11 protein-coding genes are annotated in these 23,228 nt (G+C 63.4%); 2 read left to right on the top strand and 9 right to left on the bottom strand.

Annotated features, from left to right (window positions below; genetic code table 11):
* Positions 1-7 precede the first annotated feature (7 nt).
* Entirely contained in the window at positions 8-1,927 is a 1,920-nt protein-coding gene (gene nosZ / locus Q7C33_RS15120) for a TAT-dependent nitrous-oxide reductase (RefSeq protein ID WP_407683675.1), read from the bottom strand.
* A 54-nt stretch (positions 1,928-1,981) separates the two neighbouring features.
* The gene (gene nosR, locus Q7C33_RS15125; protein ID WP_407683749.1) at positions 1,982-4,132 is read right to left on the bottom strand and encodes a transcriptional regulator NosR; all 2,151 of its coding nucleotides are present in this window, start codon (positions 4,130-4,132) and stop codon (positions 1,982-1,984) included.
* A gap of 497 nt (positions 4,133-4,629) precedes the next feature.
* Between nosR and Q7C33_RS15130 the strand changes: the two genes are divergently transcribed.
* Positions 4,630-7,266, top strand: a complete 2,637-nt coding sequence (locus Q7C33_RS15130; protein ID WP_407683676.1) for an excinuclease ABC subunit A — start codon at positions 4,630-4,632, stop codon at positions 7,264-7,266.
* 190 nt (positions 7,267-7,456) lie between these two features.
* Here the strand turns inward: Q7C33_RS15130 and hemN are convergent, their stop codons facing one another.
* From hemN to Q7C33_RS15145, 3 genes are all read right to left on the bottom strand, one after another.
* Positions 7,457-8,845 carry an oxygen-independent coproporphyrinogen III oxidase gene (gene hemN / locus Q7C33_RS15135; RefSeq protein WP_198797366.1) on the bottom strand — a complete coding sequence of 463 codons (1,389 nt, stop codon included), beginning with the start codon at positions 8,843-8,845 and terminating at the stop codon, positions 7,457-7,459.
* Entirely contained in the window at positions 8,842-10,209 is a 1,368-nt protein-coding gene (locus tag Q7C33_RS15140) for a coproporphyrinogen III oxidase (RefSeq protein ID WP_323155292.1), read from the bottom strand. The genes hemN and Q7C33_RS15140 overlap by 4 nt, the downstream gene beginning before the upstream one ends.
* Before the next feature lie 85 nt (positions 10,210-10,294).
* Complete coding sequence (locus tag Q7C33_RS15145) at positions 10,295-10,738, bottom strand: CopD family copper resistance protein (protein ID WP_407683677.1); 444 nt, start codon at positions 10,736-10,738, stop codon at positions 10,295-10,297.
* A gap of 389 nt (positions 10,739-11,127) precedes the next feature.
* On the opposite strand from Q7C33_RS15145, the gene Q7C33_RS15150 reads away from it, so the two are divergent.
* The gene (locus Q7C33_RS15150) at positions 11,128-16,740 is read left to right on the top strand and encodes a putative Ig domain-containing protein (protein ID WP_407683678.1); all 5,613 of its coding nucleotides are present in this window, start codon (positions 11,128-11,130) and stop codon (positions 16,738-16,740) included.
* A 258-nt stretch (positions 16,741-16,998) separates the two neighbouring features.
* Here the strand turns inward: Q7C33_RS15150 and Q7C33_RS15155 are convergent, their stop codons facing one another.
* From Q7C33_RS15155 to Q7C33_RS15170, 4 genes are all read right to left on the bottom strand, one after another.
* Positions 16,999-18,348 (bottom strand): TolC family outer membrane protein, encoded by a 1,350-nt coding sequence (locus Q7C33_RS15155; RefSeq protein WP_030138785.1) that lies wholly within the window; start codon positions 18,346-18,348, stop codon positions 16,999-17,001.
* 2 nt (positions 18,349-18,350) lie between these two features.
* A complete protein-coding gene (locus Q7C33_RS15160) occupies positions 18,351-19,721 on the bottom strand; it encodes an HlyD family type I secretion periplasmic adaptor subunit (RefSeq protein WP_258650873.1) in 1,371 nt (456 codons plus the stop codon).
* The gene (locus Q7C33_RS15165) at positions 19,714-21,435 is read right to left on the bottom strand and encodes a type I secretion system permease/ATPase (protein ID WP_217859382.1); all 1,722 of its coding nucleotides are present in this window, start codon (positions 21,433-21,435) and stop codon (positions 19,714-19,716) included. Before Q7C33_RS15165 ends, Q7C33_RS15160 begins: the two co-directional genes overlap by 8 nt.
* Before the next feature lie 339 nt (positions 21,436-21,774).
* Positions 21,775-23,175, bottom strand: coding sequence for an amino acid permease (locus Q7C33_RS15170; RefSeq protein WP_198797360.1), 1,401 nt, complete (start codon positions 23,173-23,175; stop codon positions 21,775-21,777).
* Positions 23,176-23,228: the final 53 nt, after the last annotated feature.

The raw sequence follows: 23,228 nt of genomic DNA on the forward strand, positions 1-23,228 counted from the left end.
GAATGACTCAGGCTTTTTCAACCAGCATGCGCCCGACCATTTCCATGTGCAGCGCATGACAGAACCAGCTGCAGTAGTACCAATGCAGGCCTGGCTTGTCGGCCATGAAGGTGATGGAAGAGGTTTGCTGCGGGCTGATCTCCATGCTCGCGCCGTGGTTGGTCATGACAAAACCGTGGGACACGTCCTCGATCTGGTCGATGTTGGTGATCGTCACCGTCACCTCGTTGCCCTGTTTGACGGTGAACTCCGTCAGGCCGTAGGCCGGCGCCATGGAGGTCATGTAGACCCGCACCTTGTTGCCGTCGCGGATGACCTTGTTGTCAGTCTCCAGGTTGATGCCGTCCTTCTTCGCCCGGGCCACGGTGTCGGCGAAAAACGGGTCGTTGCGGTTCCAGATCTTCTGGGTCTTGATCTGGTCGCGCCGCGCGAGGATGCAGTCGTGGGGCTCGGCGAAGGCCGGGCCATCGTGGACCAATTTCATTTCCTCGCCGGAGATATCGATCAACTGATCGTTCTCAGGGTGCAGCGGCCCGGTGGGCAGGAAACGGTCCTTGGAGAACTTGCACAACACCACCAGCCACTTGCCGTCCGCATCGCTGGTTTCGGTCAGGGACGCATGGTTGTGCCCGGGCTGGTACTGCACGTCGAGTTTCTGCTTGATGTAATTGACCTTCTCGCCCTTGTAGGCGCGGATGGCCTCGTCCATGTTCCATTTCACCACCTGGCTGTCGATGAACAGCGTGGTATAGGCATTGCCGCGTCCGTCGAAGGTCGTGTGCAGCGGCCCCAGGCCAAGTTCCGGCTCGGCGACAATGACTTCGCGCGGGTCTTTGTAGCGGTCGTTGAACAAGTCATCCAGGCGGTCGATGGCGATCATCGAGACGGTCGGCGAGAGCTTGCCGTTGGCGATGAAGTATTTGCCGTCAGGCGAAGTGTTGAGACCGTGGGGGTTCTTCGGCACGGGGATGTAGCGGGTGAACTCGCTGTCCTTGCCATCGACTTTACGGCCGTCCACCACCGGCACTTTGGAACCGTCCAGGTTGATGAACTTGCCGGCCTTGATCGCCGCCTCGATGCGCGGGATGTTGAACACCACGACCCAGTCGCGCTCGTTGCGCATCATGCCGCCCAGGTCGTAGGCCTTCTCCGAGTTATAGCAGGTGCTGGCGGCGTATCTGCCGGTGTAGTCGGCGTCCGAGTTATCCAGGTTGCCGTCGACGATGACCTGGAAGGCCATCTCCATTTTCTCGGCATCGATGGCGTTGAACATCGTGAAGCTGTTCTTGTCCTGCAGGTCGAAGGTGTGACCGTCGTTAGGGTGCGGAATGACGAACTCGGCGTTGGCGAACACGTACTTGGTGTACGGCACCTTTTGCAGGCGCAGGCCGTGGATCGCTTGCACGTTGGGCACGGTAAGGATCTTGTCGCACTTCATGATGTCGAGGCGAATGCGCGCGACCCGCGAGTTGGCCTTGTCGTTGATGAACAGGTATTTGCCGTCGTACTTGCCGTCGGTCATGGAGATGTGCGGGTGATGGCAATCGCCGTTCTGGTACTTGGCGCTGTCGCCGAGAATGTGCTTGCTCTCGTTGGTCAGGCCCCAGCCGGTCGCCGAATCGACGTTGAACACCGGGATGCGCATCAGCTCGCGCATCGATGGCACGCCGAGCACCCTCACCTCGCCTTGGTGGCCGCCGCTCCAGAAACCGTAGTATTCGTCGAGCTCGCCGGGGCCGACGTGGATCTTCGACTTGGCCTCCTTGGCCGCTGCCGCCCAGGATTCGCGGGTGAATGTTCCGGCCCCCAGTGCGGTGGCGCCCGCCAACACGGCGCCAGTGACCGCGCCAGTGCCGAGGAATGTCCGCCGGCTGACGCCCCTGGGCTCTTCCACTGCGTCAGGCGTCGGGATTTTTTTATCGCTCATGCTGTGTGTGCTCCGTGAAGAATGAAAGGGTCGAGGCCAGGTCTTGCGCGCCTTTCAAGGCGTCGGCTCCACCTGCACCACCGGGATTCGTTGCGGGTCGGCCGGGTTTGCCTTGCCACGTTTCTTGCGCTTGTTGATCAAGGGCGGGCATTTGTTTTCGTTGTGCCAGGTCATCTGGCAGTCGAGGCAGTAGTGGCATTCGTTGGCGTTGATCCGGCCGTCGGGGTGGATCGCCTGGATCTCGCATTCCTTGGCGCACAGTTGGCACGGGTTGCCGCACTCCTTGCGGCGCTTGAGCCAATCGAACAGGCGCAGCCGGGTTGGCATCGCCAGCGCGGCGCCGAGTGGGCAGACGTAGCGGCAATAGACTTTGCGGGTGAACAGGTTGATCAGCAGCAGCCCCGCCGCGTAGGCGACGAACCACCACTGGCGATTGAACTTGAGGGTAATGGCGGTCTTGAACGGCTCCACTTCGGCCAGTCGCTCGGCGGTGGCCATCGACTCCAGCGAGACGCCGAACAGCACCAGCAAAATGATGTACTTGATTGCCCACAGGCGCTCATGAACGGCGAACGGCAGCTCGTATTGCGGCACCTTGAGCTTGCGCGCCAGCTCGTTGATCAGTTCCTGCAACGCGCCGAAGGGGCACAGCCAGCCGCAGAACACCCCGCGTCCCCAGAGCAGGATGCTGGCGGCGGTGAACACCCAGAGGATGAAGATCAGCGGATCGGTGAGGAACAGTTCCCAGCGGAAACCTTCGAACAGCGCGTGGACGAAGGTCAGTACGTTGACCACCGACAACTGCGCCAGCGCGACGCCGCCGAGGAACACCACGGTGAACACCAGGTAACCGCGACGCACCCAATGCAGCAACGTTGGACGCCGGGCCAGGGAGTCCTGGAAAAACAGGATCGCCGTCAGCACCAGCAACGCGGCGCCGAGCACGCTGATCTCGACGCTTTTCTGGTACCAGAGGGTCAGCCACATCGGTCGGCTGGCCTCTTCGGCCGCCGCCAGTTGCTCGGCCGTCGGCAATGGCCGCTCCAGATAAGGCTCGGGCAGTTGGTAGCCGAGTTCGAAACTGCTGAAGGTACCGCTGACCGGCCCGGTCTGGCGCCGCACCAGCAGTTCCAGGCTCCACGGCGCGCCGGGGTCGAAACGGTGGGCGGCGCGAATGATGAAGATCGCCATCTCGTCGAAGTCCGGCATGTCGGCGGCAGCGACGTCATCCAGGCGTTGGAAATCCAGGTCGCGGAAACTGATGGTGTCGCCGGACTGGCGCAATTGCACCCGGTCGAAAATCCCCCCGCGCACGTAGCCCGAGCCCTTGAACGAATAGCGGCCGCTGCCCATCACCGCGATCGCCTGCTCGCCTGGCTTGAGCTCGGCCATCAGCGTGCGGTACTGCGTCTCGCCCAGCAGATTGCGGCCGATGGTGGGTGGGTTGAGGTGGGTGACGTAGAGGTCGATGAAGGTGTCGTTCACCTGCTCGCCACTGGCGGTTTCGACGTGTTCGGCTTCGGTGCCTTTGAACGAGGCGTCGACCTGGCCACGGGTCAGGTGCAGGCGCCGCACCGCGCCGTTGCCCACCAGGGTGGTCCAATCGGCGGGCTGGTAGAAATCGTCCCGCACGCGGGCCGGCGCCACGGCCAATCCGGCATCGCCCTTGACCAGGCCCAGGGACACGGCGATGTCGTGGGCGGCGCGCATGATGACTTCGTTGACCACCATGGCCGTCACGGTGGCGCCGGCGATCGCATCGACCGTCACCGCATTCGGGTCGCTGGAATGCCCCACCACCACGCGCTGGTTGACCTTGATGCCGCTGTAGCGTGCGCTGAAGGCGTGGAGTTTTTCTTCGGCGATGCCGATCAGCAGGATCGGTTCGTGGTGTTCCAGCACGTAGGCGTCGAGGATCACACCGGCGGGATCGAGGACCACCTGGACGTTTATCGGTTTGCCTGAATAGGCCGGGATGTTCACCACATCCAGGCTTTGGAACACGTAGCCTACGACCTTGCCGGCGGCGGAGAGCTTGCGAACCTTGAAAGGGCCTTCGGGTTCGGAAGTCGAATCGACCTGGCCCAGGACGTGATGGATGCGTTGTTGCTCGATTTCACCGTAGTCCTTGGCCTGGGCAATGCCGGCAAGTATCAGCAGTAGAAGGAACAGCCCGGGAAACCAGGAACGGGATGGGTGCAGCATCGCTAAGGGACGGGTCATGAGCGCCAGGGCTTGAAGACAGGATCTTGGCGACCATTCTGCGGCTCGCCCCTGCCCTCGGCCCTTGATTGAAATCAACTTGGCGGAAAACCAGCTGCGGCGGTTTTACACAGCCAACTGTGGCAGTCTTGTGTTCCAAGCCGATCGAAACATTTGTGGCGAGGGGATTTATCCCCGCTGGGCTGCGCAGCAGCCCCATAAGCAACGACTTTGACCTTACTGGCACACCGAGTTGTTTGGTTTGGGGCCGCTGCGCAGCCCAGCGGGGATAAATCCCCTCGCCACAAGACCGGTTTCCCTGCGCGACAGCGCAGCGTCAACGACGCGGCGGGGACTCCTCGCCACGAAAGCGGTTCGGCGCAGACAGCAGGAATTCTTTTCGCACCCAAACGGTCGAACCCGGTCGCATAATGATCAGCGCTGTGCTGCAGTCCGCTCCTCACCGCGCGTAACGCACCGACCCTCACAAGGAATCCCCGATGCCTCCACGCTTCACCCCTGCTTCCGCCGCTGGCACCGGTTTCGTCCGGGTGCGTGGCGCCCGCGAACACAATCTCAAGAACGTCGATGTCGACATCCCTCGCGATGCCCTGGTGGTGTTCACCGGCGTGTCGGGCTCCGGCAAGTCCTCGCTGGCTTTCTCCACCCTCTACGCCGAAGCCCAGCGTCGCTACTTCGAGTCGGTCGCGCCTTACGCGCGGCGGCTGATTGACCAGGTGGGCGTGCCCGACGTGGACAACATCGAAGGCCTGCCACCCGCGGTCGCCTTGCAGCAGCAACGCGGCACGCCGAGCGCGCGGTCCTCGGTGGGCAGCGTCACCACGTTGTCGAGCCTGATCCGCATGCTCTACTCCCGCGCCGGCAGTTACCCGGCGGACCAGCCGATGCTCTATGCCGAGGACTTCTCGCCCAACACGCCCCAGGGCGCCTGCCCGGCGTGCCACGGTTTGGGCCGAGTCCACGAAGTGACCGAAGCCACCATGGTGCCCGACCCTTCGCTGACCATCCGCGAACGCGCCGTGGCCGCCTGGCCCATGGCGTGGCAAGGCCAGAACCTGCGGGACATCCTGGTGACCCTTGGCTATGACGTCGACATTCCCTGGCGCGACCTGCCGAAGAAACAACGCGACTGGATCCTCTTCACCGAAGAGACGCCCACTGTCCCGGTGTACGCCGGGCTCACCCCGGCCCAGACCCGCGAAGCCCTCAAGCGCAAGCTCGAACCCAGCTACCAGGGCACCTTCAGCGGCGCCCGGCGCTACCTGCTGCACACTTTCATGCATTCGCAAAGCGCGCAGATGCGCAAGCGCGTGGCCCAATACATGCGCGCCAGCCCCTGCCCCGCCTGCGACGGCAAGCGCCTCAAGCGCGAGGCGCTGACCGTTACCTTCGCCGGGCTGGACATCGCCGAGTTGTCCAACCTGTCGTTGCTGGAATTGGCCGAAGTGCTCAAGGCCGTCGCTGCGCCCGACTATCTGGAGCAACCCGAAGAGCCGGGCGATGTGCTCACCCACCGCCAGACCCGCGAAGCCCGCGAGCAACGCGCAGCCAGGGGCGACAACCCGCACGCCGGCGGGCCTGACGCGCGCCACACGCCCAACCTGTCCCTGGAAAAACGCCTGGCCGCCCAGCGCATTGCCGCCGAACTGCTCGAACGCATCGTCACGCTGATCGACCTCGGCCTCGGCTACCTGGCCCTGGAGCGCAGCACGCCGACACTGTCCTCCGGCGAACTGCAACGCCTGCGCCTGGCGACCCAGCTCAATTCCCAGCTGTTCGGCGTGATCTACGTGCTGGACGAACCCTCCGCCGGTTTGCACCCGGCCGACAGCGAAGCCCTCTTCGGCGCCCTGCAACGCCTGAAGGCGGCGGGTAATTCGGTGTTTGTGGTCGAGCATGACCTGGACACCATGCGCCGCGCCGACTGGCTCATCGATGTCGGCCCCGACGCGGGCGAGCAAGGTGGCAAGATTCTCTACAGCGGTCCGCCCGAAGGCCTGGGGCAAGTGGCCGAGTCCAAGACCCGCGCCTACTTGTTTGCCGAAGAACACGTCACCGCGCGAACCCCACGTAAAACCAAGGATTGGCTGCGCCTGGAAGGCATCACCCGCAACAACCTCGACAACCTCAGCGCGGCGTTTCCCCTGGGTTGCTTCACGGCGGTGACCGGCATTTCCGGCTCGGGCAAATCGAGCCTGGTCAGCCAGGCTTTGCTGGATCTTGTTGGCGCGCACCTGGGCCAGCCCAGCGCCACCGTCGAGGCCGAAGAACAAAGCCTGGAAGACGAACCGGTGCAGGCCAGCGGTGGCCAGGTCACCGCCGGGCTCGAACGGATAAAACGCCTGGTCCGGGTCGACCAGAAACCCATCGGCCGCACGCCGCGCTCCAACCTCGCCACCTACACCGGACTGTTCGACCACGTGCGCAAGCTCTTCGCCGCAACCGAACAGGCCCAGGCCTTGGGATACGACGCCGGGCGATTTTCCTTCAACGTCGCCAAGGGCCGTTGCGAAACCTGCGAAGGCGAAGGCTTCGTCAGTGTGGAGTTGCTGTTCATGCCCAGCGTCTATGCCCCCTGCCCGACCTGCCACGGCGCCCGCTACAACCCGCAGACCCTGGAAGTGCGTTGGGAAGGCCTGGACATCGCCCAGGTGCTGCAACTGACAGTGAACCAGGCCATGGAAGTCTTCGCCGAACAAGCGGCAGCCCGGCGTTCGCTACAGGTGCTGCAGGACATCGGCCTGGGCTACCTGCGCCTCGGCCAACCGGCCACCGAACTGTCCGGCGGCGAGGCCCAGCGGATCAAGCTGGCGACGGAACTGCAACGCAAGGCCCGGGGCGCGACGCTGTACGTGCTGGACGAGCCCACCAACGGCCTGCATCCCCAGGACGTCGATCGTTTGCTGGTGCAACTGAATCGCCTGGTGGACGAAGGCCATACCGTGGTCGTGGTGGAACATGACATGCGGGTGGTGGCGCAGAGCGACTGGGTCATCGACATCGGCCCGGGGGCTGGGACGCAGGGTGGGAAGGTCGTGGTGAGCGGTGTGCCGCAGGTGGTGGCAGCTTGCAAGGAGAGCCGTACGGCACCGTTTCTGAAAAACGCCCTGCGCTGAACCGTTCGAACGGAAAACAGAACCCCTGTGGCGAGGGGATTTATCCCCGCTGGGTTGCGAAGCAGCCCTAAAACCTGACACCTCGGTATGTCTGTTAGGTAGTGCTCGCTGCTTTGGGACTGCTTCGCAGCCCAGCGGGGATAAATCCCCTCGCCACAAGAGCAGTCCCACCACACTTGCAGCCAAGACATCAAACCGTACGCGAATACTGCACCGTCTGTCCCCCCGCCAGGTACGCGTCGAAGGCCATCGCCACGTTACGCATCATCAGTTGCCCTTGGGGCAGCAACACCAGCGAGTCGGCACGAATGTCCAGCAGCCCATCACCCACCAGTTCCTGAAGCTTATCCAGCGCCTCGCCGAAGTAATCGGCAAAACGAATGCCGTGGGCGGCCTCGATCCGGCCGAAATCGATCTGGCCGTGGCACATCAGCTCGCTGATCACTTCGCGGCGCAAGCGGTCATCATCGCTCAGGCGGTAACCGCGCTGGACCGGCAACAAGCCCTGGTCCAGGCGCGCGTAATACTGGGAAAGCTCCTTGACGTTCTGGTTGTAGCTGTCACCGACCTTGCCGATCGAGGACACGCCCAGGCCGATCAAATCGCAATCGGCGTGGGTGGAATAGCCCTGGAAATTACGTTGCAACGTACCCTCGGCACGGGCGCGCACCAGTTCGTCGTCCGGCAGCGCGAAGTGGTCCATGCCGATGTACACGTAGCCGGCCTCGGTCAGGCGATTGATGGTCAGTTCCAGCAACTCCAGCTTGCGCTCCGGTGGCGGCATGTCCTCGGGGCGGATCATCCGTTGCGCCCTCACCCGCTGCGGCAGGTGCGCGTAGCTGTACGCCGCGATCCGGTCGGGACGCAGGGCGATGATCTTGTCCAGGGTGACGTCGAAACTGGCGATGGTCTGCAACGGCAGGCCATAGATCAGATCGACGCTGACCGACTTGAACCGTGCCCGCCGCGCGGCCGCCACCAGTTCGGCGACTTGCGCTTCGCTTTGTATGCGATTGACGGCGGCTTGCACCTGCGCGTCGAAATCCTGGATACCGAAGCTCAGGCGATTGAACCCCAACTGACGCAAGCCTTGGACCTGCTCGGCGTCGATCGTGCGCGGGTCGACTTCGATGGAAAATTCGTGGGCGTCGCTGTCATCCATGTCGAACGACTGGTGCAGGCAGTCCATCAGGTCAGCCAGTTGCTCATGGGTCAGGTAGGTGGGTGTGCCGCCGCCCAGGTGCAGTTGGGTCAACTTGCGGGAGCGGTCGAACAAGCTGGCCTGCAAGGCAATTTCGCGCTTGAGGTAGGTCAGGTACTCGGCGGCGCGGTGGGTCTTGCGGGTGATGATCTTGTTGCAGGCGCAGTAATAACAAAGGCTCTGGCAGAACGGGATGTGGATGTACACCGACAGCGGCTTGGGCACCGGGGCCTGGTTGCTGCGCTGGGCGGCCTGGCGATATTCGTCCATGGCGAACGCCGGGTGAAACTGTGGCGCGGTGGGATACGACGTGTAGCGCGGCCCTGGACGATCGTATTTTTCGACCAGGGCGCGATTGAAAGCGGAGGCAGCGTTCATGAAGGGTTCAACTTCTCAAAAGAGTTATGGCCTGCGTTATCCAGTGCGGGGTCGAACAGGTTGCAGATCGCGTCCACGCTCAGGCGCCCGGCGGGCAGGATGCCGATGAAACGGCTCGACAGCTCGATCAATCCCTGAGCGTGCAACTGCTCCAACTGTGGCCAGATGGCCGCGAAATGTTCGCGAAACACCAGGCCGAAACGCGACTCGACGGCGGGAATATCCAACTCCAGGTCGCAGGACAACTGTTCGGTGACGGTCGCCCGGATCTGGTCCTGCGCTTCGCAACGCCAGCCACGACACACCGGCAACTGCCCGGCGTCGAGCTGCTGGCAGTACCGCAGCAGGTCATCGGTGTTCTGCACATAAAGCTGTTCGATCTGGGTGATGGCCGCCAAGCCGAGGCCGACGTGGTCACAGCAACCATGCCGGGTAAATCCCTGGCAGTTGCGATGCAGTCGGCCGTGCTCCTGGGCCACGGCCAGGTCGTCGTCAGCCCGGACAAACTGACCCAGGCCGATGTAGTGATAACCCGCCGCGACCAGCTGTTCGCAGCAAGCGCGACGCATCGCGTCTTTGTCGGCCTCGCTGCAAAAGGCCCCGGCGCCTCCGGCGTTCTTCGAACGATAGCGATAAGGCGCGCGGGCATAATCGAAAACGTGCAGGCGATCCGGCTCCAGCTCGATCAAGGTCGCCAGTTTCTGGGCGAAACTCCGGGGCGTCTGCCAAGCGTGGCCGTAGCCTAGGTCAATGTTGATGGAGCGAAAACCAAAGGTCCGCGCCGCATCGATCAGCGAATGGATCGGCGCCGGGTTCTGGTAGCAATCGACCGACAGCTCGCTGTCGACACCGATGTCGGGCACGCCGATGCTGACATGGGTGAAGCCTTGGTCGCGGATCAGGCCCATGGTCGACCAGTCGGTATGGTGCAGGTCGACCTCGATGCTGTGGTCGCCGCTTTCGCAGAAATCGAAGCGTTTGCGCAGATCGCTCATCAACCGTTGCAGATGGGTAATCACCGGGGTTCCACCGGTCAGGCAAAACTGCTCGACCCGTCGCCCGCTGCCGAGGTGGCAGGCGACCAGGCCCAGTTCGTAGGTCAGGCGTTGCAGGTAGCCGTCGATTTCGCCGCACTGGCACACGCTGGCCAGGGGCGAGCAGGAGGCCAGCCGCAAGCGCGATGGCAGGTGCACCGTCAGCGACAGCGGACGGCGTTTCTGCCGGCTGGCGCGCAAGCCCCTGAGCAAGTCGAGCGAGCCGATGCCGCCGTGGAACTTGCGTGTACCGACCGGACAATCGAAGTCCGCCACCGCAGGGGGTCGCCCGGATGGGCGGTCACCGGGGGAATGGAACAGGTCGAACATGACAATCTCCGAGTGGCTCGCACGGCAACAGTGTCGGGCTTATCCCGTGTGGGCGCCTTGACCTGTATCAAGCGTCCCGCAGCGACTACCAGCTCAGGTAGAACATGCCCTTGGCCAGCAGCACGATCGCGACCATGTGCAGGAACACGCTGGTATGAATGAACTGGACGTAGCCCGCATTCATGCGACCGCTTCGAAACAACCACATGGCCCAGAGAAAATGCCCCAATACGCTGGCGGCGAGCAGGATCTTGAGCCCCAGCAACACACCGAACGACGATTGCAGCGGCGCAGCCAGCACCGGCCGATAACGCAGCCAGACCATGGCGATGCCCGCGCCAAACAACACCAGCAACACCCACGGCATCAACTGCCGGGCACGCCGGCTGATGCCATGCTCCAGCAGCACCATCACTTTATTGGGCAACTGCTTGCGGATGTTTTCCAGGAACAACACCTCGAAAAACACCGTGCCGATGAAGATCAGCGCGGCGAACAGGTGCAGTGTGAGAAACAGCGGATAAGTCATGGCAACCCTTTTTCGGCGGGGCGAATGGTTGATTCGAGGGTATCGCGCAGGCGTTGTGGTGGGGTTGATGCCAATCAAGGAAAGGCCACGCCACCGGAGTACCTCGTGTGGGAGCGGGCTTGCTCGCGAAAGCGGCAGTTCAAGCGACATCGATGTGGCTGACATACCGTCTTCGCGAGCAAGCCCGCTCCCACAGGGTTCGATGTTTAGTCCGAAAAAGCGTCAAGGAAATGTTACACATCTGAAATTCCGCCTAACCGTTTATCAGTTTTTTGACACTTCCCCGATGCGCGGTCACAACTTTTTCACTCCGTTGGGTCATAACACCGTGGTCGCCGATGGAATATTGGCATCCAACGAGGTTTTTAGCCTGATACGGAGATAAGTCCATGATTTTCAACGTACAAGATTTTGGCGCCAAAGGAGATGGCGTTACTGACGACACGGCGGCCATTCAAAGTGCGATCGATGCGGCGGCAGCCGCGGGCGGTGGGCAGGTCTACATGCCCACCGGCACCTACATCGTTTCGGGGGGCGAGGAACCGTCCGATGGCTGCTTGATGCTCAAGAGCAACGTCTACCTGTACGGCGACGGCATGGGCGACACCACGGTCAAGCTGGCCGATGGTTCCGACACCAAGATCACCGGCATCATCCGTTCGGCCTATGGCGAGGAAACCCACGATTTCGGTGTCAGCAACCTCACCATCGACGGCAACCGCGACGCCACCACCGGCAAGGTGGATGGCTGGTTCAACGGCTACATCCCCGGCGAAGAAGGCTACGACTCCAACGTCACCCTCGACAGCGTCGAGATCAAGGATTGCTCCGGGTACGGTTTCGACCCCCACGAGCAGACCGTCAACATGGTCATCAAGAACAGCGTCTCCCACGGCAACGGCCTCGATGGTTTCGTCGCCGACTTCCTCAGCGACAGCACCTTCGAAAACAACGTCGCCTACGACAACGACCGCCACGGTTTCAACGTCGTCACCAGCACCCACGATTTCACCCTGACCAATAACGTTGCCTACGGCAACGGTGGCAACGGCATCGTGGTGCAGCGCGGCAGCGAAGACATCCCCTCGCCCAGCAACATCACCATCACCGGCGGCGAGGTGTACGGCAACGGCGCCGAAGGGGTGCTGGTCAAGCTCTCCAGTGAAGTGACCGTCACCGGCGTCGACATCCACGACAATACCAGCGCCGGCATCCGCATCTACGGCAGCAACCACGTCGACATCATCGACAACACGCTCAACAACAACGCCCTGGGCAGCGCGGTGCCGGAGATCATCATCCAGTCCTACGACGATACCCTCGGCGTGTCCGGCAAATACTTCAACGGCAGCGACAACCTGATCCAGGGCAACGTGATCAGCGGCAGCAACCTGTCCACCTACGGCGTCGCCGAGCGCAACGAAGACGGCACCGATCGCAACGCGATCATTGCCAACACCATCAGCCACACCAGCAAGGGCGCGACGCTGGTCTACGGTGACGGCAGCTACGTCAGCGCCACGGTGCCGATGACCACCGTGCAAGGCACGGCGGGCAACGACATTCTCACCGGCACCAGCGCCAGCGAAATCTTCTACGGCGCGGCCGGCAACGACACCATCAATGCCGCAGCCGGGGCCGATATTCTGGTGGGCGGCGCGGGGGTCGACAAACTGACCGGCGGAACCGGTGCCGATACGTTCCGCTTCGCCAGCCAGTCCGACAGTTATCGCAACGCCACGACCAGTTTCGACGACACCATCACCGACTTCGACGTGACGCAGGACAAGATCGACCTCGCCGGCCTCGGCTTCACCGGCCTGGGCAATGGCCGGGGCGGCACCCTGCAAATCAGCTACAGCGCCAGCAACGACCGCACCTACATCAAGGACTTCGACGCCGATGCCAGCGGTAATCGCTTCGAGCTGATTCTGTCGGGCAACCTGGCAAGCACCCTGACGGCCAGCAATTTCATCTTCAACCGGGTCATCACCGGCACCGCCGGCAGCGATTCGTTGCTGGGCAGCGACGCGGCCGACACCCTGCTCGGCCTGGCGGGCAATGACAGCCTCAGCGGTGGCGCGGGCGACGACAAGCTCGACGGCGGCGCCGGCATGGACACCCTCACGGGCGGCGCCGGGGCCGATACCTTCGTGTTCTCCAACCGCCTGGACAGCTACCGCAACTACAACACCGGCGGCGCCAACCTCGGTGACCTGATCACCGACTTCGACATCGCCGCCGACAAGATCGACCTGTCCGCCATGGGCTTCACCGGCCTGGGCGATGGCAAGAACAACACCGTCTACCTGGTCCTCAACAGCGCCGGCACCAAGACCTACATCAAGTCGCTGGAGGCGGATGCCAATGGCAACCGCTTCGAGGTGGCGCTGGACGGCAACTACCTCGACAAGTTGACCAACGCCAACTTCGTCTTCGCCACGTCTTCACCGGTCAACCAGGCCCCCGTGGTGGCGACGCCGCTGCTGGACCAGAACGCCACCGAGAAGACCCCCTTCAGCTACGTGGTGCCGGCCACCGCCTTCACCGATCCGGATAACGACAGCCTCAGCTACACCGCCAAGCTGGCCGATGGCAGCGCCCTGCCCAGCTGGCTGACGTTCAACGCCGCCACGCGCACATTCAGCGGCACCCCGCCGGACACCGCGTCGGGCACCTACTCGATCCAGGTCACCGCGACCGATGGCAGCAACGCGACGGTCAGCGACAGCTTTACCCTGGCCGTGCAGGACGTGCCCACCTCCGTGGTGATCAACGGCACGCCGAACAACGACACCTTGACCGGCACCACGGCCAACGAGCAGCTCTTCGGTGGCGCCGGCAACGACACGCTCAACGGCGCCGCCGGCAACGACATCCTGGTGGGCGGCACCGGCGTCGACAAACTCACCGGCGGCGCGGGCGCCGACGTGTTCCGCTACACCTCCAAGCTCGACAGCTACCGCACCGGTTCCACCAGCGCCAGCGACCAGATCCTCGATTTCGACGTGGCCGCCGACAAAATCGACGTCGCGGCCCTGGGCTATACGGGCCTGGGCAACGGGCTCAACGGCACTTTGCAGGTCACGTACAGTTCGTCGACCAACCGCACCTACCTCAAGGACCTCACGGTCGATGCCAACGGCAACCGCTTCGAAATCTCAATGGCGGGCAACTTCGTCAGCAGCCTGACGGCCAATCACTTCGTCTTCGCCGACCAGAACACCCCGACCAACGTGGCGCCGGTGGTGGTCATCCCGCTGCTGGACCAGAACGCCAGTGAAAGCACGCCGTTCAAATACACCGTGGCGAGCAACAGCTTCAGCGACGCCAACCAGGATGTACTGACCTACACCGCGACCCTCGCCAACGGCAGCGCCCTGCCCTCGTGGCTGACATTCAACGCCACCAACCTGACCTTCAGCGGCACCCCAACCAACACCGCCGCCGGCAACTACGACGTGCTGGTCAAGGCCACCGACCCTTCGGGCGCATCGGTGAGTGATAGCTTTGCCCTGACCGTGGCCGACTCCCCCGCCAACACCATCACCGGCACCGCCAATGCCGAAACCCTCAACGGCACGGCTGGCGCCGACCTGATCCTCGGCCTGGGCGGCAGCGACACCATCAAGGCCGGCACGGGCGCGGACATCATCGACGGCGGTGCCGGGCGCGACTCGTTGTATGGCGGCGACGGTGCCGACACGTTCCGCTACAGCAACCTGTCCGACAGCTACCGCGACTACGACACCGGAGGCGTCACGGCCACGGACACGATCTACGATTTCACCGTCGGCGTGGACAAGATCGACGTGTCCGCGCTGGGCTTCACCGGCCTCGGCGATGGCAGCAACGGCACGCTCTACATGACCCTGAACGCCGCCGGCGACAAGACCTACGTCAAGTCGAGCGAGGCCGACGCCGATGGCAATCGCTTCGAGATCGCGCTGAACGGCAACTACCTAAACACCCTCACCGCCAGTGATTTCGTCTTCGGCGAACGCGCCCAGCAGGACATCCTCTACTTGCCGACCCTCGGCCAATCCAACGCACGCCTGCTGCGCATGACCGAAGACGACGATCAATCCGGCACCTCGATGCTGGTCAATGACCTGGACAAGTACACCACCTATGACGTGCGCAGCCAGTTCACCGACGCCGATGGCAACGGTATCGACATCGCGGTAGGTGGCAGCACGGTCAACGGCTTGTCGACGCTGGGCGCCGAGGAGCTGAAATTATGCTGGTGGCTGACCGACACCAATCAACCCGGGCCGGCATTGTTGCGGGCCGTGACGTTGCTGCGCGACCAACTCACCGAACTGAAGGCCATCGACAACGTGACCATGGGCATCATCTGGGGCCAGGGCGAGGAAGCCGCCCAGGAAATCGCCCGGGCCACGGACAAGGCAGCGGCTGCGGCGGCCTATAAGGCGGCGACGTTGAAGGTTTTCGATTACCTGCACGCCCAGTTTGGCAATTTCACCGTGTACATGATGGAGACCGGTCACTACGAGCAGGACGCGGCACGTGCCCGTGGTTATGCCGAAGACAAGATCGCCGCCATCGTCGACGGTGTCGGCTATGTCCGCGCCACCCAGGAAGCCATCGCCGCCGAGCGCGCCGACGTCAAGTTGGCCGTGGACTACACCGACCTGCCCTTGCGCTATGAAGTCGACCCGCTGGTGTATCCCGATGACGTCTGGCACTTGCACGAAGAGTCGGCGGAAATCGTCGGCCAGCGCCTGGCGGACTACATCGCCGATGACCTCGGTTTCCAAGGCAACCCTAACGACAACAATAGCGTGCAGGACATTTTCGACGGCGCGCAGAACGAGGGCGGGAAAATCTTCGGTACCGACCAGGACGATACGCTGGTGGGTAGCGCCGGCAACGACACGCTGGACGGTGACTTGGGCGCCGACACCTTGACCGGTGGCGATGGCAACGACATCTACATCGTCGACAACGCGTTCGACAGCGTGGTGGAAACCAACACTTCGACCTCGCAGATCGATACGGTGCAGGCGTCGGTGAGTTGGACCTTGGGCGCCAACTTGGAAAACCTGGTGCTGACCGGCGTGTCGGACATCGACGGCACCGGCAACGAGCGGCGCAACTTCATCACCGGCAACGTTGCCAACAACGTGCTCGATGGCGCTGCGGGGGCCGACAGCATGAGCGGCGGCGACGGTAACGACACGTACTACGTCGACAACGCCAGCGACACGGTGATCGAGACCAGCAGCAATCCGGTGTCCGGCGGCAAGGACAGCGTCCACAGCAGCCTGGCGGCCTACACCTTGGGCAACAACGTCGAGAACCTGTACATCGACAGCGCCGGCGCCGCCAACGGGACCGGTAACGCACTGGACAACACGCTGTTCGCCGGTGCCGGCGACAACATCCTCGACGGACGCGATGGCAACGACACGGTGTCGTTCGAGCGGGCCCTGGCCGGGGTGACCGTGAATCTGTCGACGTCTGCGCAGCAGAACACCGTGGGTTCGGGGCTGGACACTTTGAAGTTCATCGAGAACCTGACCGGCAGTGCCTACGCTGACACGCTGTCGGGTAACAGCGCCGGAAACATCCTCAACGGTGGCGCGGGCAACGACACCTTGGTGGGCGGCTCGGGCGATGACCGGCTGATTGGCGGCGCGGGCACCGATAACCTCACGGGGGGCACGGGCGCGGACACCTATGCGTTTGGCGCGCTGTCGGACATGGGCGTCGGCGCGGCACGGGACGTGATCAACGGGTTCAAGACCACCGAGTTGGATAAACTCGACCTCACCGGCCTCGACGCCAACCCGCTGACCGCCACCCACGATGCGTTCACCTTCATCGGCAGCAACGCCTTCGACACCACCAACGCCACCGGCCAGTTGCGGTTTGTCGACGGCATCCTCTACGGCAGTACCAACGCCGACGCCACCGCCGAGTTCGAACTCGCCCTGGTGGGCGTCAAGGAGCTGCATGCCAGTGACTTTACTGCCTGATTGAGCTTTTGAGGCTGCTTCGCAGCCAACGGGAGCAAGCTCCCTCGCCACGGTGGGTCAAGCCGCCCGCAATCCGTGGCGAGGGGATTTATCCTCGCTGGGCCCGTAGGAGCTGCCGAGCGAAGCGAGGCTGCGATCTTTTCAAGAACACTTGGACCCTAAGCGAAAGATCAAAAGATCGCAGGCTTCGCCAGCTCCTACGGAGCCCGGCAGGAGCAAGCTTCCTCGCCACAAAAGATCTGTTCCCGCACCTTGCTCTCAGAACAAACTTTGCACCTGTTCCAGCACCGCGCGGTTCATCTGGCCCGTGTGGGTGTGCAGGCTCACGTAGCTTTGCAGCATGTCCAGCTTGGTGCTGAGCAAATCCCGGCGGGCCTGGAAGAGTCGTTGCTGGGCATCGAGGATGTCGACGGTCGAACGCACGCCGCCCTGGAAACCCTTTTCGGTAGAGGTCAGCGCCCGCTGGTTGGACTCCACCGCCCGTTGCATGGCCTTGCTCTTGGCGAACCCCGCCACCACGCCCAGGTAATCGGTCTCGATGGACTCGGCCAATTGCTGACGCTGCACGTCGTAGTCGGACTGGGCGCCGGCCAGTTGCGCCTCGGCCTTGGCCACCGAAGCGCGCACCGCGCCGCCGCGATACAGCGGAATGTCCAGCTGCACCCCAACGTAGTACGAGTCCTGGCGCGGATCGAGTTCCTGGTACTGGCGGGTTTCCCGGCGGGTCAACTGCGTGGTCAGCGACAGCGTCGGATAGTGCCCGGCCCGCTGGCTGTCGGCCTGGGCCTCGGCGACTTTCACGGCCGCCAACCGCGCCGCCAATTCAGGGCTGGCTTCACGGGCGATCGCCGTCCAGTACGGCAAATCCTGCTCCGGCGGGATAGGCGTGCCGGCGGGCAACTCTTCGCGCATCGGCTGGATGTCGTCGATGGGCACGCTCGCCCGCCCGGACAGCGCCCGCAACGCCGCCACGCGACGGGCCTGGGCTTCGGTTTCCTGGGCCTCCACCAGATCGAGCCGGGCCTGGGCTTCGTCGATGTCGGTGATCGCCCCTTGGCCGCCCTCATAGAGTTTTTTGCTCTGGACGACCAAGCCACGGATCGCGGCTTTTTGCTGGGCGATCAGCTTGAGTTCGTTCTCGGCACGGGCGACATCGAAATAGCCCTTGGCGACCCGATCGAACAAGGCCTGGCCGGCCACGTCGAACTGCTGGCTGCCCAGCGCGCCCCGCGCCTTGCCTTCTTGATAGGCCGCCCAGCGCCCCTTGTCATAGAGCGGTTGCTGCGCCGCCAACGTCACGCTGTTCGCCTGGTAGTCGTTGCTGTTGACATAGCTGCGGTCGTCACCGCCATCGGTACGCCCGCCATACCCATAGCGCGACGACAACGACACCTGCGGATAAAGCCCACCCCGACCAATCGCCTCTTCCTGGCGCGACGCGTCGAAGGCATGGGTCGCGGTTTGCAAGGTCGGGTCGTTGAGGCGCGAAGCGTCATAGGCGGCCGTCAGGCTCAGCCCACCCTCGGCCGCCCAGGCCGGGCCGATCACCGCCCAACTGGTGCACAAGCTCAACAGCACACGGACGCCGTAACGGCAACGGTCGGTCATGCTCATTCCTCTTTGAAGGCAGCCAGCAAGCGTTCGCGCAACGGTTTCATCAGGTAATTCATCAAGGTCCGTTCACCCGTCACCACGGTGACGTCGGCGAGCATCCCCGGACGCACCAGCAGCCCGGCGTCCTGCAGCGAGACAACGGTCTCGGCGGGAATCTCGACCTTGGCGGAGAAGTACGGCTGGTGCGTCTGCTGGTCGATCAACTGATCCGCCGACACGGTGGTGACCGTGCCGGTCACGGTCGGCGTGTCCACCCGTTGCAGCGCGGTGAAATGCACATGCACCGGCAAACCGGGGCGCAGTTTGTTGGCCATCAGCGGCTCGAAACGCGCGGTGATCGCCATCGGCGCGTCCAGTGGCACTACCTGCATCAAGGTCTGTCCGGCCTGGGCAACACCGCCCACCGTGTGGATGGCCAAGTCCATGACCTGCCCCGCCACGGGCGCGCGGATCGCGCCATTGTCGACTTCGAACTGCAAGGCTCGGATCTGATCGGCATACCCCGCGGCCTCGGCCGACACCTCGCTGAGCTGGGTTTCAGCATCACGCCGGAACTCCTGCTGCGCCTGCAAGGCCTTGAGCCGACTTTCATTGATGGCCTGGCGCGTGCGGCCGACATCACCGACACCCGAGGCGATCTGCCCGGCCAGTTGCGCCGCATTGCGCTCGGCCTCGAAGAGCTTGTTGCGCGGCACGTAGCCCTCCCGGGCCAGGTCACGCAGGCCGACGAGTTCCTGCTGCTGGAACCGCATCTGCGCATCGTAGTTGCGCTTGACGCCTTCATAGCCCTGCAACTGCTGCTGCAAGGCGCCGATTTCATGCTCGATGATCTGCAAGCGACTGCCGAGCTCGGCGCGACGGGTCAGGAACAGTTGGCTCTGGAGGGCCATGGCCGCCTTGACGCGGGGCTCGTCAGCGCGCTCCAGCAATTGCTGCGGCCACTGGATGTCATCGGCGCCCAAACGCTCGGCCATCAACCGCGCCTCGATGCTGCGATCGTTGAGCAGTTTGCCAAGGGTCACGTCCAGCTGCGATTGCGCCTGCACCGTGTTGAGCTGCACCAACAATTGCCCTTGGCTGACGCGGTCACCGTCACTGACCAGCAGTTTTTCCACGACCCCACCAACCAGCGACTGCACGGCCTTGCGTTCACCCGCCACCACCACGGTGCCGCTGCCCACCACGCCTTGGTCGAGCGGTGCCAGGCACGCCCAAAGCAGAAAGCCGCCAAGGGCCAGGGCGAGGAACACCACGCCGTAGCGCGCCGCCCCGCCCGCATCGGTGCTGGCGCTGGGCAATGTGTTGCTGCTGAGCACACTCAGGCCATGCTCACCGTGGGCCGGTGCGGCCGATTTCAAATCACGCATCCTTGCTTGCCTCCCGCACAGCCGCCGGCCTCGGTCCCGGCATCAGCGCCTTGAGCACCCGGTCCCGCGGCCCGAACGCTTGTTGAGTACCGTCCTTCAGCACGAGGATGTGATCGACCACTGCCAGCACGTTGGGCCGATGGGTGATCAACACCACGGTACTGCCGGCAGCCTTGAGCACGCCGATGGCCTGCACCAGCGCCAGTTCGCCGGCTTCATCCAGATTGGAATTGGGTTCGTCGAGCACGATCAGCGACGGGCTGCCATACAGCGCGCGGGCCAGGCCCAGGCGTTGCTTCTGCCCGCCGGACAGGCCAAGTCCACCAGGCCCCAGCGGCGTGTCGTAACCCTTGGGGAAGCGCAGGATCATTTCGTGGATGCCCGCGTGGCGGCTGGCGGCGATGATCTTGTCGGCGTCCTGCTCGCCGAAACGGGCGATGTTGTCGGCGACGCTGCCATCGAACAGCTCGATGTCCTGGGGCAGATAGCCGAGGTACGGCCCCAGCGCATCATGGGACCACTGGCTGATCTCGGCATCGTCCAGGCGCACCGATCCACCGATGGCCGGCCACACGCCCACCAACGCGCGAGCCAAGGTCGACTTGCCGCTGGCACTGGGGCCGACCACCGCGAGCACTTCGCCCTTGCCCAGGCTGAAATTGATGCCCCGCAAAATCGGCTGCGAAGCCCCGGGCGGCCCCACATACACTTGCTCCAGGCGCAGCGCGCCGGTGGGTGGCGGCAATGGCATGCGCAAGCGATCACGGGGGTGTTGCGCCAACAGTTGGCTCAGGCGCTGGTAGCTCTGGCGGCCGCTGTTGAATTGCTTCCACGAGCCGATGGCGATTTCCACCGGCGCCAGGGCACGCCCCAACAGCAACGACATGGCGATCATCATCCCCGCCGACAACTGCCCTTCGAGCACCAGGAGCGCGCCCAATCCCAAGGCCAGGGATTGCCCGGAAATCCGCACGAACCGCGTCGCCGAGGTGATGCGCGCACCGCGATCGCTGGCGTGGGCCTGCGCCGCAATGATGCGTTGTTGCAACAGGCTCCAACGCTGGCGTAGCGGCCCGAGCATGCCCAGGGCCTGGATGACTTCGGCGTTCTGCAGCGTGCTGTTGACGTAGATCGACGACTGCACCCCCAGCCGGTTGGCCTCCCCCAGGCGCCCTCGGGTCGCCAGTTCGCCCCACAGCGCCAGGCCGATCAGCGTCAACGCGAGCACCAGGGTCAGCACGCCGAACCACGGGTGGAAGATGAACGCCACCAGCAGGAAGATCGGCAGCCACGGCGCATCGAGCAAGGCGATCAGGCCCTGGCCGGTGATCAGTTGTCGCAAGGTGGCAAGGTCGGTGAGCACTTGCGCCGGGTTGGCGTTGTGCTCGCGCAGGCTGCGGGCAAACGCCGCGTCGAAGATCCGCTCGCCCAAGGCGTCGTCCAACCCGGCGCTCATGCGGATCATCACCTCGCCGCGCACCCACTCGATCAGCGCACTGAACATGAACAGCCCGAGGGCGATCAAGGTCAGCATGAACAGCGTGGTTTCGTTGCGACTGGTGAGGACCCGGTCGTAGACCTGCATCATGTAGAGCGACGGCACCAGCACCAGCAGATTGATCACGCCACTGAACAACGCCAGGGACCAGAACACCCGGCGATAGCTCAACAATGCGGCGTCGATGTCGTGCCGTGGATCAAGGAGCAAACCCATAGAGTGTCAACCCGCAAAAGAAATAACCGTCCCGATGCAATCCATGCGAGTCATTAGCCCGAAGGCGTCAAAAAAAGAGCGTCATCCTGCTGACATTGTCGCCATCTGTGGCGAACTCCACCCGTACGAGCGCCAACTACTGACAACGCTGCCAAAGGTAAGTGCCAGAGGGGAATGAGGGATTTTCGGGGGACGGTGAAAAACGAGGGGATGAGACGCAGGTCCCTGTGGGAGCGAGCTTGCTCCGGGCGGCGATCCGACGATGGCGTCGGGTCAGTGGCTGGGATTTGACTGCCACACCGCTATCGCGAGCAAGCTCGCTCCCACGGGTTTGTAGTGTTAACCCAGGGACACCGCTTCTTCAGGCTGCGCCGATTGCCGCGCCGTCACCAGGCCGATAAAGGAAATGACCAAGGCCAGGCCAAGGGTGGTGCTCACCTCGCTGCGGTGCTCGGGCGTTACCATCATCACCGCCAGGGCCGCGCAGATGAACACGATCACCGCCCAGGTGAGCCACGGGAACAACCACATGCGAAAGCCCAGCTCGACGCCTTGCCGGACCAGCTTGCGGCGCATGCGCAACTGCGACACGGCGATCGCCAGGTACACCAGCAACGCGATGGCGCCGGAGCTGGCGAGCAGGAACTGGAACAACCCGGCCGGCATGAAATAGCTGAACACGGTGATGCCCAACCCCAACACCGTACTGGCAATCACTGCGGCCCTGGGTACCCCAGCGGCCGAGGTCACTTCCGCCGCCTTCGGCGCATCGCCTCGCCGGCCCAGGGAATAGAGCATGCGCGAGGCGATGTAGATCGAGGAGTTCATGCAACTGGCCACGGCGATCAGCACCACCACGTCTACCATGAACTTGGCATGGGGAATGTTCATCAGTTCCAAGGCCCTTTGATAGGAACCCACCGACGCCAACTGCGGATCGTTCCACGGCACCACGGAAATAACCACGAAGATCGACAGCAGGTAGAAAACGCCGATACGCCAGATCACCGAGCGGGTGGCCTTGGCAATGTTCTGCGCGGGGTTGCTGGATTCGGCGGCAGCAATGGTCACCGCTTCCGTGCCGATGAAGCTGAACATGATGGTGATGAAGGCTCCGACCACGGCAGACAAGCCATTGGGCGCGAAGCCGCCATATTCGTCCATCAAGCGACTCAAGCCGCTGGCCTCGCGCTCGGGAATCCAGCCCATCAAGACCGCGAAGCCCAGGGAGATGAAACCGATGATCGCCACCACCTTGGCCATGGCGAACCAGAACTCGAATTCACCGTATTTGGAGACGCTGAACAGGTTCGTCACCGCCAAGGCGATGATCGACACCGAAGCGAACAGCCACGCATCGACGGAGGGAAACCATTGGTTCAGCACATGACCGGCGGCCAGTGCCTCGATGGGAATCACCAGTACCCAGAACCACCAATACAGCCAACCGATGGTGAAGCCGGCCCAGCGCCCGATCGCCTGGTCGGCGTAGGTGGAAAAGGAGCCGGTATCCGGCCGCGCCACCGCCATCTCGCCGAGCATGCGCATGACGAGCACCACCAGCAGGCCGGAAAAAAGATACGCCAGCATCACGGCGGGGCCTGCGGCGGCGATGGCATGGCCCGATCCGACAAACAGGCCTGCGCCGATAATCCCGGCAATTGAAAGCATGGTGACGTGACGAGGCTTGAAGCCCTGCGCCAGGTGGCCGTTCGAATCCTTGAAGGTCGGGCTGGTCATTGTTGTTCTCTTATCGACAGTGAGGCGTGTCGAGGGACTGTCGGTGCTGGTTG

Origin of the sequence: Pseudomonas sp. BP11-1-1 (genome assembly GCF_052112105.1) — a bacterium.
GTDB classification, from domain to species: domain Bacteria; phylum Pseudomonadota; class Gammaproteobacteria; order Pseudomonadales; family Pseudomonadaceae; genus Aquipseudomonas; species Aquipseudomonas alvandae.

Bases quoted from the DNA above. Each gene is read 5' to 3' on its own strand.
- nosR (WP_407683749.1), bottom strand. From the start codon at position 4,132: ATGCTGCACCCATCCCGTTCCTGGTTTCCCGGGCTGTTCCTTCTACTG.
- Q7C33_RS15150 (WP_407683678.1), top strand. From the start codon at position 11,128: ATGATTTTCAACGTACAAGATTTTGGCGCCAAAGGAGATGGCGTTACT.
- hemN (WP_198797366.1), bottom strand. From the start codon at position 8,845: ATGAACGCTGCCTCCGCTTTCAATCGCGCCCTGGTCGAAAAATACGAT.
- Q7C33_RS15140 (WP_323155292.1), bottom strand. From the start codon at position 10,209: ATGTTCGACCTGTTCCATTCCCCCGGTGACCGCCCATCCGGGCGACCC.
- nosZ (WP_407683675.1), bottom strand. From the start codon at position 1,927: ATGAGCGATAAAAAAATCCCGACGCCTGACGCAGTGGAAGAGCCCAGG.
- Q7C33_RS15130 (WP_407683676.1), top strand. From the start codon at position 4,630: ATGCCTCCACGCTTCACCCCTGCTTCCGCCGCTGGCACCGGTTTCGTC.
- Q7C33_RS15165 (WP_217859382.1), bottom strand. From the start codon at position 21,435: ATGGGTTTGCTCCTTGATCCACGGCACGACATCGACGCCGCATTGTTG.
- Q7C33_RS15155 (WP_030138785.1), bottom strand. From the start codon at position 18,348: ATGACCGACCGTTGCCGTTACGGCGTCCGTGTGCTGTTGAGCTTGTGC.
- Q7C33_RS15145 (WP_407683677.1), bottom strand. From the start codon at position 10,738: ATGACTTATCCGCTGTTTCTCACACTGCACCTGTTCGCCGCGCTGATC.
- Q7C33_RS15170 (WP_198797360.1), bottom strand. From the start codon at position 23,175: ATGACCAGCCCGACCTTCAAGGATTCGAACGGCCACCTGGCGCAGGGC.
- Q7C33_RS15160 (WP_258650873.1), bottom strand. From the start codon at position 19,721: ATGCGTGATTTGAAATCGGCCGCACCGGCCCACGGTGAGCATGGCCTG.